This window comes from Pontibacter sp. FD36 (genome assembly GCF_015686655.1).
Taxonomy (GTDB): Bacteria; Bacteroidota; Bacteroidia; order Cytophagales; family Hymenobacteraceae; genus Pontibacter.
The window spans coordinates 1-13,632 of sequence record NZ_JADPMP010000016.1 but is presented as its reverse complement, the minus strand read 5'-3'; the positions used below and the strand labels follow the sequence as shown (position 1 = coordinate 13,632).

Sequence of the window (13,632 nt, the reverse complement as noted above, 5' to 3'; positions counted from 1 at the left end):
GGACAGCCCAGGAAACGTTTTTGCGTATGAGAGCCAATAACACTAACCAATCACCTTATTGCGGGAGGACATGCGCCCGAAATGGTGGAGATTGGTCAACCAAAGGAAAACAACGATAGATGAAAACTTTTAGCGTTACGACAGATGCGATTGGTAAGGGAGTATTGCTTCGGTTTAAGGGAGAGCTTGACGCCAGTTCATCTGTTTACGCCGACAATGCCCTGGAGGAGACGATTGCTGCTTCGTCAGGTTTTGTGCTGATCGATTGCAGCGAACTGACCTACATATCTTCTGCCGGCCTGGGCGTTTTGCTGGCTGCTTTTCAGGCTTGTAACCTGAAGGAGATGGACCTGGTCATGGTGAACATGCAGCCTAAGATCCGCAACGTGTTCGAGATTCTGGGGCTCGACCGCCTGATCAAGTCAGCTGAAACTGTGGAAGAAGCACGACAGATGATTGCCAAGTAAATAAAAAAGGGACCGCTTTGTACGGTCCCTTTTCTTTTGAACATTTCCTGGTTATCTGTCCCAGTCACTGCCGAAGTTTTGGTCAGACTGGCCCCGACGGCGCTGCTCGCGACGAGAGTAATCGTAGTCAGAACGGCTGTAGCCCTCTGAGCTGCCGTATCCGCCTGTACTTCCCATTGAGCTGTTTCTGCCCTGGAAGCCCTGCACGGAGTCGCGCTGCGATCCGCTGCGCGATCTGTAGCCCACATTGCCGGTGTCACCGTACGGGCCACCGCTCCACGGCCCTGCCCCACTGCCGAAGTAGCCGCCGCCCATAGAGCCGGAGCCGCCACTGCCGTAGTCCGAGCCGCGCGGGAAGCCCATGGAGCTACGCCCGTAGCCTCCTGAAGATTCGCCGTAACCGGAAGAGCTGCCGTAGTCACGCTGTGAGCTGCCATAGCCTGTATGCTCTGAAGCGCCGTACTCCCCTCCGCTGGAGCCGGCTCCGTATGGGGAGCCAGTGCGGCCGTAGCTGCTGCCCTGGGATGAAGACCCGTAATCAGACATGCGGCCACTGTAGCCACTACTGCTTTCGCTCTGGCCCGAGCGGTAAGAGCTGCCTTGTGAGCGCTGTGGGCTATACCTGCCCATTTGGGACTGACCGTAGCGCTGGCCCTGGCTTCCTGAAGTGCCTGAACCATACCCGGAAGAGCGGTACCCGCCGCGGTCAAATTCTCCTGAATAAGGATGATGCGTACTGCCTCGCTGCTGTCTCTCTCCGCGATCGTCCTCATCTCCGGCTATACGCTCCCAGGCATGGCTGATCTTTTCCCCAATCCGGTTGAAAAAGCCTCCTTCCTCGTGTTGAGAGCGGTCGCGGTCATGAGAGCGATAGCTTCCCCTGCCATAATCATCCTGATAATCTCTTGCCATAACTGTATATTTTATTTAATTATAGAACTTATTGAATATGCATTTAGACAAAACGCGCACTTATTAAACGTTTAAGGTGGGGCGGGGTTTTACATTAACGGACTCAAAACAGCCATTTACCCAAAAGACGTACAAATACGGAAAACGAGCTGGTACAAAACACTTTCTGCTACACTACAGCTGTTTTAACTACTCATTTTTAGAAAAATCAGGCTTCATTTGAAGCTCCGGCGTTCTCCCAAAGTTCTCCTAATCCGTACTAATCTTAGGCATTGCCCTTGCGGCCCGCTACCTGTTGACACAGGCTCAAACCTGATGTGTGAAAGCAAATGAAAATACTTGAACTGAGGATCATGCGTGGACCTAATTACTGGTCTATCAAACATCCCAAAATAATTGTCCTGAAGCTTGACCTGGAAGGTCTGCAGGATGTGCTTACAAATGAGGTCCCACAATTTCCGGAGCGGTTGGAAAAGCTATTCCCGGGCATGTATGAGCATCGCTCGTCCAAGGGTACACCCGGCGGTTTTTTCAGGCTCGTGCGCGAAGGCACCACGTTCAGCAAGGTGGTACAGCATATTGCCCTCGAGCTGCAGACCCTGGCCGGCATGAACAGTGGCTATGGCCGCCGCTACGCCGGCCCCGGCCCCGGGGTGGACTATGTCATCTTCTCTTACCAGCAGGAGCGTGCCGGGGAATATGCGGCACATGCCGCGGTGCGCATTACCGAACTGATGGCCAAGGGCAAAAAGCCCAGCATTGTGCAGGACATTGCCCGGTTGCACCAGATACGGGAAGATGAGTACTTTGGCCCAAGCACGGAGGCTATTGTGTCGGAGGCGGTAAGCCGCGGTATACCTTATATTAACAACCAGCGCAGCGGGCTTATACAACTTGGGTACGGCATACACCAGAAGCACATACAGGCTGCCATGACCTCCCGCACTTCCTGCTTCGGGGTGGAAAGTGCCGGTAACAAAAACGCCACCAAGCTGATCCTGGAAGATGCAGGTATACCGGTGCCCCGGGGCCATATCGTGCATGATGCCGATGAACTGGATGAGGCCGTGCAGGAACTAGGCTACCCTGTGGTGGTGAAACCGCTGGACGGCAACCAGGGAAAGGGCGCTACCATCAACATCCATACCTGGAAGGAAGCGCAACGTGCCCTGACCGAAGCACAGCGCTACTCCAAGAAGGTGATGGTAGAGCAGTTCATCACAGGCGACGACTACCGCCTGCTGGTGATCAACGGCAAGTTCACAGCCGCCGCCAAACGCACACCGGCCATGGTCACCGGCAACGGCATCTCGACCATACAGCAACTGGTGAAAGAAGTCAACAAGGATCCCAGACGAGGTATAGGGCATGAGAAGGCGCTCACGCACATCAAAATAGACAAGCATACGCGCAGCCTGCTCAAGGAGAAGGGGCTGACGCTGCAGGCAGTCTTGCCGGAGAGCGAAGTGCTATACCTGAAAAGCACAGCCAACCTCAGTACCGGCGGCACAGCCACCGATGTAACGGACCTGGTGCATCCTTATAATGTGCTCATGGCAGAGCGCATTGCCGGCATCATCGGGCTCGATGTGTGTGGCATCGATGTGATGACGACCGATATTGCCATCCCGCTGCCTGAAACAAAGGGCGCCGTGATCGAAGTGAACGCCGCTCCGGGGCTGCGCATGCACATCTCCCCTACTGATGGCCTGCCCCGCAACGTGGCAGAACCGATCATCAACATGCTTTTTCCGCACGGCACACCGACACGAATACCCATTGTGGCCATCACAGGCACTAACGGCAAAACCACCACTACCCGCCTCGTGGCCCACATGCTCAAGTTTAAAGGTTACCAGGTCGGCTATACCACCACCGACGGCATCTACATACAGGACAACAAGATCATCAAAGGCGATACCACCGGATCCTACAGCAGTGAGTTTGTGCTGAAAGATCCCACCGTGAACTACGCTGTATTAGAGTGTGCCCGGGGCGGTATGCTCCGCTCTGGCCTGGCTTTCCGGCAGTGCGACATCGGCATCGTCACCAACGTGTCGGCTGACCACCTGGGGCTGGGTGATATCAATACCGTAGAGGAAATGGCCGAAGTAAAAGCCGTGATCCCCCGCACCGTATGCCAGAACGGGTATGCCGTGCTCAATGCGGACGATGACCTGGTTTTCGAAATGGCAACGGGACTTTCCTGCAAGGTGGCTTTCTTTAGCCTCGACGAAAACAACCCGCGCATCCTGCAGCACATCAGCAAAGGCGGACTGGCGGCTGTGCTTGAAAACGGGTACATCTCTATCTTCAAGAATACTTACAAGATCCGGGTAGACCGGGTAGCTGACATTCCGCTGACCTTCGGGGGCCGCGCCCGCTTTAACATCCATAATGTGCTGGCGGCAACCCTGACCGGGTATATCAACCACTTTGAGATTGCTGAGATCAGAACGGCCTTGCGCACTTTTATTCCTTCCGCAGAAACCACACCGGGCCGCATGAACCTGTTCAAACTCCCGCGCTACGAAGTGCTCATCGACTATGCCCACAACATTGCCAGCATGGAAGCCATCGCCGACTTCATCGACAATGTGCAAGCCACCTACAAGATCGGCATTGTGGCAGGTATAGGCGACCGCCAGGAAGAAGACACCATCGAGATCGGGCGCATTGCGGCCGAAACCTTTGACGAGATCATCATCCGGCAGGACAAGGACCTGCGCGGCAAATCCGGAAAGGAGATCAACAGCCTGATCAAGCAGGGCATTATGGCTGTTAAACCCAACATGAAGCTCACAGAGATCAACCAGGAAACCCGTGCCCTGGCCCATGCCATGGAATATGCCCCTGAAGGTTCCTTTATTACTCTGTTCTCAGAGGATATACCGGAGTCGATCAAGCTGGTGGAGAGTTTCCGGATCATCGATCACCGGCGCATTTCCTCTCTGGAGCAGGACTCATTTTAATGCGGGGTATCTCCTCCGGCGGCTGTCCCTGAATCAGGTGACAGCTGCTGCATTTTGGGCTATACCTTGTCATAACCAGGAATAATTCATCCAGTACTATCAGGTGCTTAATTAAACGGAAACAAACAATAATGAAAAAATTTGCGATTGCGATACACGGAGGTGCAGAATCTGTAAATCCCGGTGAGCTGGACAAGGAAAAAGAGGAAGCATACAGACAAGGGCTGGCAGAAGCGCTGAAAGAAGGGTATGAAGTGCTGGAGAAAGGCGGAAGTGCCCTGGATGCTGTAGAGGCTGCTGTCAACAGCATGGAGCGTAACGTTGTGTTTAATGCAGGACGGGGCGCTAGCCTGACACAGCGGGGGGAGAATGAGTTTGACGCAGCCATTATGGACGGTAATACGCTTCGGGTGGGCGCTGTGGGCGGTGTGCGCTATGTGCAGCACCCCATTAGCCTGGCTAAGGTAATTCTGCAGAAGTGCGAACACTGCCTGCTGGTGGGTACCGGCGCCGAGGAGTTTGCCCTGGCCAATAATTTGCCACTCAAAGGCCCGGAGTATTTCATTACCCCTGAAAAAAGAGAGACCTGGCTTGACAAGCAGCAGGAAAAAGCTGAGAGGAAAGGGATGCCCGGCTCCATGACGGATACAGTGGGCGCTGTTGCCCTGGACATAAACGGCAACCTGGCCGCTGCGACTTCCACCGGTGGCCTGACACACCAGTTGAAGGGACGTGTCGGGGATACCCCCATCATCGGAGGGGGCACGCTAGCCAACAACGAGGTATGCGCTGTGAGTTGCACCGGCGAAGGCGAAGTGATCATGCGTGGTGTGCTGGCGCATGAGGTCTACGCGCTAATGAAGTATGCCGGCAACTCCTTACAGTCGGCCACTGACAAAGCCGTTCAGTTGCATGACGACAAACTAAAGGGTGACAGGGGTATCCTGGCAATGGACACTGCCGGCAAGGTAGCCTTTGGCTTTAACACCGGCTTTATGAAGCGGGGTTACCATGCAGCAGACGAAGAACCTTATATAGCTTTGTGGGAATCCGAAAAACTAAAGAAGCCTGCCAAACAAAAGGAAATGGAAAAATAGCCTCAGGCCAGGAAACAACTATACCTGTTCCGAAAGAAAGGCATTTGTAAAGCTGGTTCGGATATAGCTGTCCGAATTTAAATTGTAGCGGGTCTCCAGACCCGCGCGAACCGCTTAGTGGTTCACGGGGATTATGAAATCCCCTACAGTTTACTTCGGGATTTAGAAATTCTGAACAGCATTAAGTGCTGTATGTTTGTACTAGCAATTAGTCTTTCCAAAACCTGTATACCCTGGACTAGGTTGAGGGCTGATCCCATGCACTTCCTAAATTCTTAAAAAATAATTTAGCCCCTGCGCTTGACTTTACGTAAACCTCTATTAACTTTGAAACTCAAAGTACTTTATAATGAATCAGCAGCAAGACCAGTTAGAAGCCCTGCACGAGATCCGCAACATCATGGATCGCTCTTCCCGCTTTATCTCCCTGAGCGGATTGTCCGGCGTTTTTGCAGGCTTGTCGGCGCTTGCCGGTGCAGCTGTCGTTAAGTGGTATTTAACGCAGCATAACATCAATTACGTTAGTGACCTGGCTGGCAACTTCAGTCGCGACAACATCCTGTTCGTGTTGGCAGTAGCGGCTTCTGTGCTCATACTTGCCTTCGGTACCGCCACCTACTTTACGGCGCGCAATGCCCGCAAGAAAAACCAGCGCACCTGGGACAACCAGTCGAAGCGACTGCTGGTGAACCTGGCTATACCTTTGGCTGCCGGTGGTGTGTTTTGCGCCGTGCTGCTTTACCATGGCATTCTATACCTGGTAGCGCCTGCCATGCTGGTTTTTTATGGCCTGGCCCTGCTCAATGGCAGCAAGTATACCTTAGGCGATATTCGCTACCTGGGCATCATCGAGATCATCATTGGCCTGATGGCCTGTGTGTTTGTAAGCTATGGCCTGATACTCTGGACGCTGGGCTTCGGTATACTGCACATTGTATATGGTGCGCTGGTGTACTTTAAATACGAACGCTAGCAGACCTGTGAAAGAGTATCTTGAAAATATAAACAAGGCCTTCGAAAGCAGGGCGCGGCTGGGCATTATGTCGGTGCTGATGGTGGACGACAAAGTGGACTTTAACACCCTGAAGGAAACCTTGCAACTGACCGATGGCAACCTGGCCAGTCACTTGCGGGCGCTGGAAGAAGCCCAATACCTGCGTGTGGAAAAGCAGTTTGTGGGCCGCAAACCCAATACGACTTACCATGCGACGGATGCGGGCCGTGAGGCTTTCAAAAGTCACCTGGATGCGCTGGAACAACTGATTTTGAACAACAGGCAGAGCGACTAAATTTTTTTTGTCGCTTTACTTTGAAACTCAAAGTACTTTAATGACACAGAAATAATTCATAACCTTAACTCAGATTAAAATGGTACAGCAACATGATTATCAAAAACAGCACTGGCAACCTGCTGCGGCAGCCAGGCGGGCACTGACAGGCGCCGCGATCGGATTAGCCTTGATCACAATTTTCCTGATAGGTGTTAAATCGCCTGACCCGGCTTGGGGCGATTTATGGATGCTGCGGCCACTGCTCATCGTTCCGATGGCTGGCGCACTCGGAGGCCTGATCAACTACATCCTGCTGCAGTATCATCACCGGTTCGGGATACACAAAGCCATCGCGGTGGTGCTCAGTGTTCTGATTTTTGTGGTAGGTCTGTGGCTTGGCTTTGTGCTGGGTCTGGCAGGCACGCTGTGGCACTAGGAGGCAGCAGCTATCAGGTATAGATCATCTTGAAAAATTAACCAATAGACTCATGAAAGCGCAAATACTATCGCACCTGAACGACCCCAACCAGTTGGAGAAGCTGTACCGGTCAGACAAAGCAGGCTTTAAGCAGGAGTTCAGCGGCTTATACCCACAACTCAGCGGCAGTGCGCTGGCTGACTTCTGGCACGCAAGACTGCACTACGAAGCAGAGGATGTTTTCTGGCGCTTTAACCGGGAGTTTCTGTTTGTGGTAATCGCCGCATTGGTGGCAGGTATACTGGTCAAGCTGCCCGCCATTTTCCCGATCAGCGAAGACTTCTACTACCCGCGCAACCTCAGCTTCTTTGTGCTACCGCCCCTGATGGCCTACTTCGCCTGGAAAAATCGACTGCCTGCATACAGTGTAGGTATCTTAACCGGGATCACGGCTGTATGTCTGATTTACATCAACTTACTGCCGGACAACCAGAGCGACACCCTGGTTCTGGCCTGCATACACCTGCCTTTGCTGCTGTGGGTACTGCTGGGCGTGTCCTATGCTGGCAACGAGCTTCACCTGGCCGACAAGCGACTCAGCTTCCTGCGCTTCAACGGCGACCTGGCCGTAATGTCGGCGCTGCTGGTCATAGCGGGCGGTATGATGACAGGTATAACGATCGGCTTGTTCGCACTGATCGGGCTTCGGATCGAGGAGTTTTACTTTGAGTACATCGTCGCCTTCGGTTTGCCGGCTGTACCGATCGTGGCTGCTTACCTGACGCAAAACAACCCGCAGCTTGTCAACAAGGTGTCGCCGGTTATTGCCCGGATTTTCAGTCCGCTGGTGCTGGTCATGCTGGTGATCTATCTCGGGGCTATTATCTATTCCGGTAAGGACCCTTACAACGACCGGGAGTTTCTGCTGCTCTTCAATGTGCTCCTGATCGGGGTGATGGCGCTGATCTTCTTCTCGGTGGCGGAGAGCACGAACCGGACAAGCGCATTGTCAGCCGTGTGGGTGCTGCTCATGCTCTCGGTTGTGACAGTGGTCGTGAATGGCATTGCGCTGTCGGCTATTTCGTTCCGCATCTCGGAATGGGGCATCACACCCAACAGAGTGGCTGTGCTGGGCGGCAACGTGCTCATGCTGGTGCACCTGCTCATCGTCACGGTCATGCTCTTTAAAGCAGCTACCCGCAAGGCAGCCATCACCGAAGTTGGTCGCTCCATTGTGCTCTACATTCCGGTCTACTTTGCCTGGACCATCATCGTCGTTTTCCTTTTTCCGATTATGTTCGGGTTTAAGTAAGCCGCAGAAACATTCACTTCATCATCAAATCAAAAACACATCATGGAAAAAACTTTGCAAATCGGGAGTGTGGTCAGCTGGCTGTTTGGCTTCCTCTTTCTGGCAATCGGATTCATCAACACGTTTTGGGGCAACGACGCCGGCTATGGCCTGTTTATCATTATCCTATCACTCGTTTACTTCCCTCCCATGACCGCTATTCTGCGAGAGACAACGGGCTTCTCTGTTCCATTGGCAATCAAGATCATCCTGGGCCTCTTCATCCTGTGGTCTGCTCTGGGTGTGGCCGAGCTGCCTGAAAAGATCGACCTGATGCTGATGGACTTTTAGGACACCTGGAATTCGAAAAACAAATCATTCACATCATAAAAAAACAGATATGGTAACGCAAAACAAAAGATTAATCGGCATTGTGCTCGGCGTGGCACTGCTGTTGTGCATCCCGCTAATTGCGATGCAATTCACAAGCGAAGTAGACTGGGATCTGCGTGACTTTGTGATCATGGGCATCCTGCTGCTCAGCACCGGGCTCGCGGCAGAGTTTGTCATCCGAAAAGTGAGAAATAACGAATCACGGCTCGTTATCATCGGAATCATTCTGCTGATTTTCTTCCTCATTTGGGCTGAGCTGGCAGTTGGCATCTTTGGAAGTCCATTTGCGGGAAGTTAAACAGCAGCCTTATGAAAGCGCATAACCTGACATTTCCCCTGCTCGGATGGTTTTTCGGCAGTGTAGTAGCTGTAGTAGGTATACTGAACCTGGTGCTGGTGCACCCTGTGCCGGGTATTGCCTACCTGCTCCTTTCGCTTGTTTATTTTCCGCCAGCCAATGTATACCTGAAGCGACATTTGGGCCTCTCCATTCCGGTAGTGCTCAAAGTGGTGCTGGCCATTGTGCTGTTCATGTTCACGCTGGGCGTGAGCGACCTGGGCGACATGATCGACAAATTGTAATCAGATCATAAAACATGTGAAATGGGGGTGGTTTGCAGCACGTGCTGTTGATCACCCCCATTTTATAGCAGAAATTACTATGGATGCTTAACACATGGCCGTATCTTTACGGTAGAAAATTGATTGATCAAAAAACAATTTTACATGGACAGAATAACAACTGATATATGCATTGTGGGTGCAGGTCCGGTGGGCCTGTTTGCTGTGTTTGAAGCCGGCTTGCTCAAAATGCGCTGCCACGTGGTGGACGCCCTGCCCGTGGTAGGTGGCCAGCTGGCCGAGATATACCCCAAAAAACCGATCTACGACATACCTGGTTTCCCGTCTATACTGGCCGGTGAGCTGGTAGACAACCTGATGAAGCAAATCGAGCCCTTCCACCCGACCTTTACCCTGGGTGAGCGTGTGGAGGAGCTGGACAAGCAGGAAGACGGCTCGTTCATTGTGCGCACTTCCGAAGGCACTGAGATTGCCTGCAAGGTAGTGGCCATCGCAGGCGGACTGGGTTCGTTTGAGCCGCGCAAGCCGGCGATCGAAAGCCTGGAGAGCTTTGAAGGCAAAGGCGTGACCTACATGGTGCGTGACCCGGAGCTGTTCCGCAGCAAGAAAGTGGTGCTGGCCGGCGGCGGCGACTCTGCCCTGGACTGGGCGATATACCTGGCCGGTGTAGCCGAAGAATTGACGCTGGTACACCGTGGCTCTACCTTCAGGGGAGCGCCGGAGTCGGCTGAGAAAGTACTGACCCTGGCCGAAGAAGGGCAGATCAAACTTCTGCTCAAGTCGAACGTGACGGACGTGCAGGGCAACGGCAAAGTAGACGCTGTGACTGTGCTGATCGACAATAAGGACGAGCACAAGATCGAGACCGACTACTTCATTCCGCTCTTCGGGCTGGTACCAAAACTGGGGCCGCTTGAGAACTGGGGGCTGGAACTGGAGAAAGGTGCCATTGTAGTGAATACCTTCGACTACTCCACCAACATACCGGGCGTATACGCTATCGGCGACATCAACACCTACCCGGGCAAGCTTAAGCTGATCTTGTGCGGCTTCCACGAGTCCGCTTTGATGGCCCAGAGCGCTTACAACGTCATCTACCCTGACAAGAAGTTTGTGCTGAAGTACACGACCGTAAACGGCATACAGGAGCTGAGCTAATGGAGGAGCTGATCAACATACACGTGGAGCTACCCGACGGTAGCCGCGTGACGCTGGAGGCTCCGACTGACATGGGCCTGTCGGTGATGGAAGTGATGAAAGCCAACGAGCTGGACGTGCCGGCCATTTGCGGCGGTATGGCCATTTGCGCCACCTGCCACGTGGAGGTGCTCGAAAGCGGTGAGTTGCCAGAGCCTGGAGATGACGAAGCCTACATGCTCGAAACCCTGCCACATGCCACTGCGACCAGCCGTCTTTCGTGCCAGCTGCGCGTGAACCCTGACCTTGATGGGCTGGTGGTGCGCCTGATGCCGGAAGCGTAGTAAGCTATACCTTATCACTGGAAATTTGGAAAGCCATACCTGCACAGGGTATGGCTTTTTGTTGCGCTATACCTAGGTCTTGTCCATGTAAGGCTGCCATTTGACGATGAGCACCTTTTCGTCCTCGAGCAGGAAATAGCCGTAGTCGTAGCAGAAGTAATAGGTGTTGCCCTGCTTGGTGCGGTAGAGGTGGGTGAAGTGCCGGAAGTCGAAGCCGGTTACCTGCAGCACTTCTCGCCTGAGAGTGGTTTTTCCCTCGGGGCTATGGCGCTGCAACACGAAGCGGTTGTGGCGCAGCTTGGTGTTAATCTCCTTCATCAGGCGCTCGCCCGCGTCCTCGGAGCGCCTGCGGTTGCTGGCGGCAGCCCGGCACTGGTTAGAGCAGTATACCTTGCCCGCCCTGCCCACCAGCGGCTGGTCGCATGTTTCGCAATTTCTTTTCATTTTGTTGATGGGTTGCATACCGTACAAACGTGTGTAAACGTTTAAAGTCGTTATATACGTTTACAAGCGCACTTATGCGTATAATCTGCGCTTAAGTGCGACCAATACCCGAATTTGGTGGCTGTATTATCAACTGCGCACCATGACACACGCCAATTCACAGCCCGCCGTATACCTCAACTCATTAGAGCACGAGGGCAAACGCTACATCCGCCTGTGGTTCAAAGCCAACCCTTTCATTGCCAAGCGCCTGAAGGAGGCCGATTGGGTGAAGTTCAGCAAAACCTACAAGTGCTTTGTGATGCACCGCACAGACCAGTGCGTCGAGAAGCTGCACCAGCACTTCGAGGGGCTGGCCAAGGTGGACGCACGCTATCTGGACAGGCCTAAGCGGCTTCGGCCCGCCGAGGGTGCGACCATACTGGCTTCTGGGCACGCCTCTGACCCACTGCCGCGCGTGACGGCCCTGCCTGTAGTGCGCCTGCAACCTCTTCAACACGAGGAAAAGACGCTTATTCAGCTCTCTTTCCAGTACAGCAAGGAGATCTATACCTGCCTCTGGCACTTCAGCGGCTGTACCTGGATCAAGGAACTCAAGTGCTTTGCCATGCCCAGTCAGAGCCACCACATCCATGAGTTGCTGGACGCGTTGGAGGGCACGGCGCAGGTATGGCTGGCCCAGACAATGCAGCTACGGGACCTGGCTTTGCAGGTGAGGCTCTGGGAGCAGGGTTACGTGCAGGGGCCTGCCTATTTAACCTGTCCACTTCCCTTTGTAGAGAAGCTTTTCCTGCTCAACTACTCCATGAATACGATCCGCACCTACCACGCGCTGCTGCTGCGCTTCCTCAACGGGCACAGCACACTGGGGCTGGGGCAGATAGACGCTTTCTCTGCAGAGGAGATCAACCGCTACCACCGGGGCATGGTGCAGAGCCAAAGGTATTCCCACTCCACCGTGAGCCAGTCGATCAACGCCGTCAAGTTCTACTACCAGCGGGTGCTGGGCCGCCACAGCGTGCGGCTCGAGGAGGTGGAGCGGCCCGAGAAGCCGAGTCGCCTGCCTCAGGTGCTCAGCAAGCAGGAGGTGCAGCGCATCCTCGCCGCCACGGAGAACCTGAAGCACCGCTGCCTGCTGCAGCTGCTTTATGCGGGCGGGCTCCGCATCGGAGAGGTGATCAATCTGAGGATCAGTGACGTGCAGTCGGACCGCAACCTGCTCTTCATCAGGGGTGGCAAAGGCAAAAAGGACCGCACCACGCTGCTGTCGCAGAAGCTACTCGAGAGCCTCAGGGCTTACTACAAGGTATACAGGCCCAAGGTGTGGCTCTTTGAGGGGCAGACGGGGGGGCAGTACACGGTAGAGAGCATCCGCAGCGTGTTTCGTGCAGCCAAGGACAAAGCCGGGGTGAAGACGAAGGCCACGCCCCACACGCTCCGGCACTCCTTTGCCACGCACCTGCTGGAACAGGGCACCGACCTGCGTTACATCCAAACCCTGCTCGGGCACCGCTCCAGTAGAACAACAGAGATCTACACCCACGTGACGAGCTATGCGCTCGATAAAATCACGAGCCCGCTGGATTGTCTGTAGGATTATTGTATATTAGCTAAAGAAAATATAAAACGATGAAAGAAGGGAAAAACGGTCAAAATGGTGCTTTCAAGATGCCGATAAAGGCGAATTCCTCCTTCGCACATAGTGCCAATAACCGTATGTTCACGCTTTCGAGGTAGTTAGCCAAAACTGAAAGTATGAAAGACTGGAATTCCATAAAGCAAGAACTATATTATGAAGACGGGTCTTTAAGGGATATTCTAGTTCTTAAGACAAACAGAGAAGACTGGAAGAAATGGAGTTCTCTTGTTAATGATAATTATAAGGTAGAATTCTACAACGGACGGACACTAAAAACTGAATCAAGAATCGATTTAGAAGTGGTATTCAGCTTTTGGGAAGATTCAGGGTCATTTGTAGAACCAATCAAAGCCACAATAAAATTAGGGGAAGTCAACATCATGTGTTATTTCTTCATAGAAAGCGAGATTGAAAACGACATCGAACCAAGGGAAGTTAAAACAGAAGAAGACCATCGAGCGATACTAAGCTACCTAAAATCTGTTGCTGATATACTTGGTAAAAAAGTTTTGATGACGCCAGAAATGGAAGCAGAGACAATCTTACTAGAAATTTAAAAACAGCAGTGGCTAACAACTAAGGCTTCGTTGGGTACGAAGTGCCCACAATGAAGCCGTGGTTGCACTGACCGTGCGACGCGTTATGGGTTTTAAGTTGGAAGAAGT

16 protein-coding genes are annotated in these 13,632 nt (G+C 53.1%); 14 read left to right on the top strand and 2 right to left on the bottom strand.

Going from position 1 to position 13,632, the window contains the following annotated elements; all coding sequences use genetic code 11:
- Nucleotides 1-119: 119 nt before the first annotated feature.
- Complete coding sequence (locus tag I0P70_RS20085; RefSeq protein ID WP_007658051.1) at nt 120-467, top strand: STAS domain-containing protein; 348 nt, start codon at nt 120-122, stop codon at nt 465-467.
- Between the two features lie 51 nt (nt 468-518).
- Here I0P70_RS20085 and I0P70_RS20080 read toward each other — a convergent pair whose 3' ends face one another.
- Nucleotides 519-1,379, bottom strand: a complete 861-nt coding sequence (locus I0P70_RS20080; protein WP_196120931.1) for a hypothetical protein — start codon at nt 1,377-1,379, stop codon at nt 519-521.
- Between the two features lie 329 nt (nt 1,380-1,708).
- On the opposite strand from I0P70_RS20080, the gene cphA reads away from it, so the two are divergent.
- From cphA to I0P70_RS20025, 11 genes are all read left to right on the top strand, one after another.
- The gene (gene cphA, locus I0P70_RS20075; RefSeq protein WP_196120930.1) at nt 1,709-4,351 is read left to right on the top strand and encodes a cyanophycin synthetase; all 2,643 of its coding nucleotides are present in this window, start codon (nt 1,709-1,711) and stop codon (nt 4,349-4,351) included.
- A 131-nt stretch (nt 4,352-4,482) separates the two neighbouring features.
- Nucleotides 4,483-5,448: an isoaspartyl peptidase/L-asparaginase family protein gene (locus tag I0P70_RS20070; RefSeq protein ID WP_196120929.1), complete on the top strand. Its 966-nt coding sequence runs from the start codon at nt 4,483-4,485 to the stop codon at nt 5,446-5,448.
- A gap of 349 nt (nt 5,449-5,797) precedes the next feature.
- Nucleotides 5,798-6,421, top strand: coding sequence for a hypothetical protein (locus tag I0P70_RS20065; protein WP_196120928.1), 624 nt, complete (start codon nt 5,798-5,800; stop codon nt 6,419-6,421).
- 7 nt (nt 6,422-6,428) lie between these two features.
- The gene (locus tag I0P70_RS20060) at nt 6,429-6,737 is read left to right on the top strand and encodes a transcriptional regulator (protein WP_007660395.1); all 309 of its coding nucleotides are present in this window, start codon (nt 6,429-6,431) and stop codon (nt 6,735-6,737) included.
- 79 nt (nt 6,738-6,816) lie between these two features.
- Nucleotides 6,817-7,155 (top strand): potassium transporter KefB, encoded by a 339-nt coding sequence (locus I0P70_RS20055; protein WP_196120927.1) that lies wholly within the window; start codon nt 6,817-6,819, stop codon nt 7,153-7,155.
- A gap of 52 nt (nt 7,156-7,207) precedes the next feature.
- Nucleotides 7,208-8,449, top strand: coding sequence for a DUF4153 domain-containing protein (locus I0P70_RS20050; protein WP_196120926.1), 1,242 nt, complete (start codon nt 7,208-7,210; stop codon nt 8,447-8,449).
- A 42-nt stretch (nt 8,450-8,491) separates the two neighbouring features.
- Entirely contained in the window at nt 8,492-8,779 is a 288-nt protein-coding gene (locus I0P70_RS20045; RefSeq protein WP_196120925.1) for a hypothetical protein, read from the top strand.
- A 49-nt stretch (nt 8,780-8,828) separates the two neighbouring features.
- Nucleotides 8,829-9,119, top strand: coding sequence for a hypothetical protein (locus I0P70_RS20040; protein WP_196120924.1), 291 nt, complete (start codon nt 8,829-8,831; stop codon nt 9,117-9,119).
- A gap of 11 nt (nt 9,120-9,130) precedes the next feature.
- Complete coding sequence (locus I0P70_RS20035) at nt 9,131-9,403, top strand: hypothetical protein (protein WP_196120923.1); 273 nt, start codon at nt 9,131-9,133, stop codon at nt 9,401-9,403.
- Nucleotides 9,404-9,547: 144 nt separating this feature from the next.
- Entirely contained in the window at nt 9,548-10,561 is a 1,014-nt protein-coding gene (locus I0P70_RS20030; protein ID WP_196120922.1) for an NAD(P)/FAD-dependent oxidoreductase, read from the top strand.
- Complete coding sequence (locus I0P70_RS20025) at nt 10,561-10,884, top strand: 2Fe-2S iron-sulfur cluster-binding protein (RefSeq protein ID WP_196120921.1); 324 nt, start codon at nt 10,561-10,563, stop codon at nt 10,882-10,884. The genes I0P70_RS20030 and I0P70_RS20025 overlap by 1 nt, the downstream gene beginning before the upstream one ends.
- Before the next feature lie 72 nt (nt 10,885-10,956).
- Here the strand turns inward: I0P70_RS20025 and I0P70_RS20020 are convergent, their stop codons facing one another.
- Nucleotides 10,957-11,328, bottom strand: coding sequence for a hypothetical protein (locus I0P70_RS20020; protein WP_196120920.1), 372 nt, complete (start codon nt 11,326-11,328; stop codon nt 10,957-10,959).
- Nucleotides 11,329-11,470: 142 nt separating this feature from the next.
- On the opposite strand from I0P70_RS20020, the gene I0P70_RS20015 reads away from it, so the two are divergent.
- On the top strand, nt 11,471-12,922 hold the full coding sequence (locus tag I0P70_RS20015) for a tyrosine-type recombinase/integrase (RefSeq protein ID WP_196120919.1): 1,452 nt from the start codon (nt 11,471-11,473) through the stop codon (nt 12,920-12,922).
- A gap of 161 nt (nt 12,923-13,083) precedes the next feature.
- Complete coding sequence (locus I0P70_RS20010) at nt 13,084-13,524, top strand: hypothetical protein (protein ID WP_196120918.1); 441 nt, start codon at nt 13,084-13,086, stop codon at nt 13,522-13,524.
- Nucleotides 13,525-13,632: the final 108 nt, after the last annotated feature.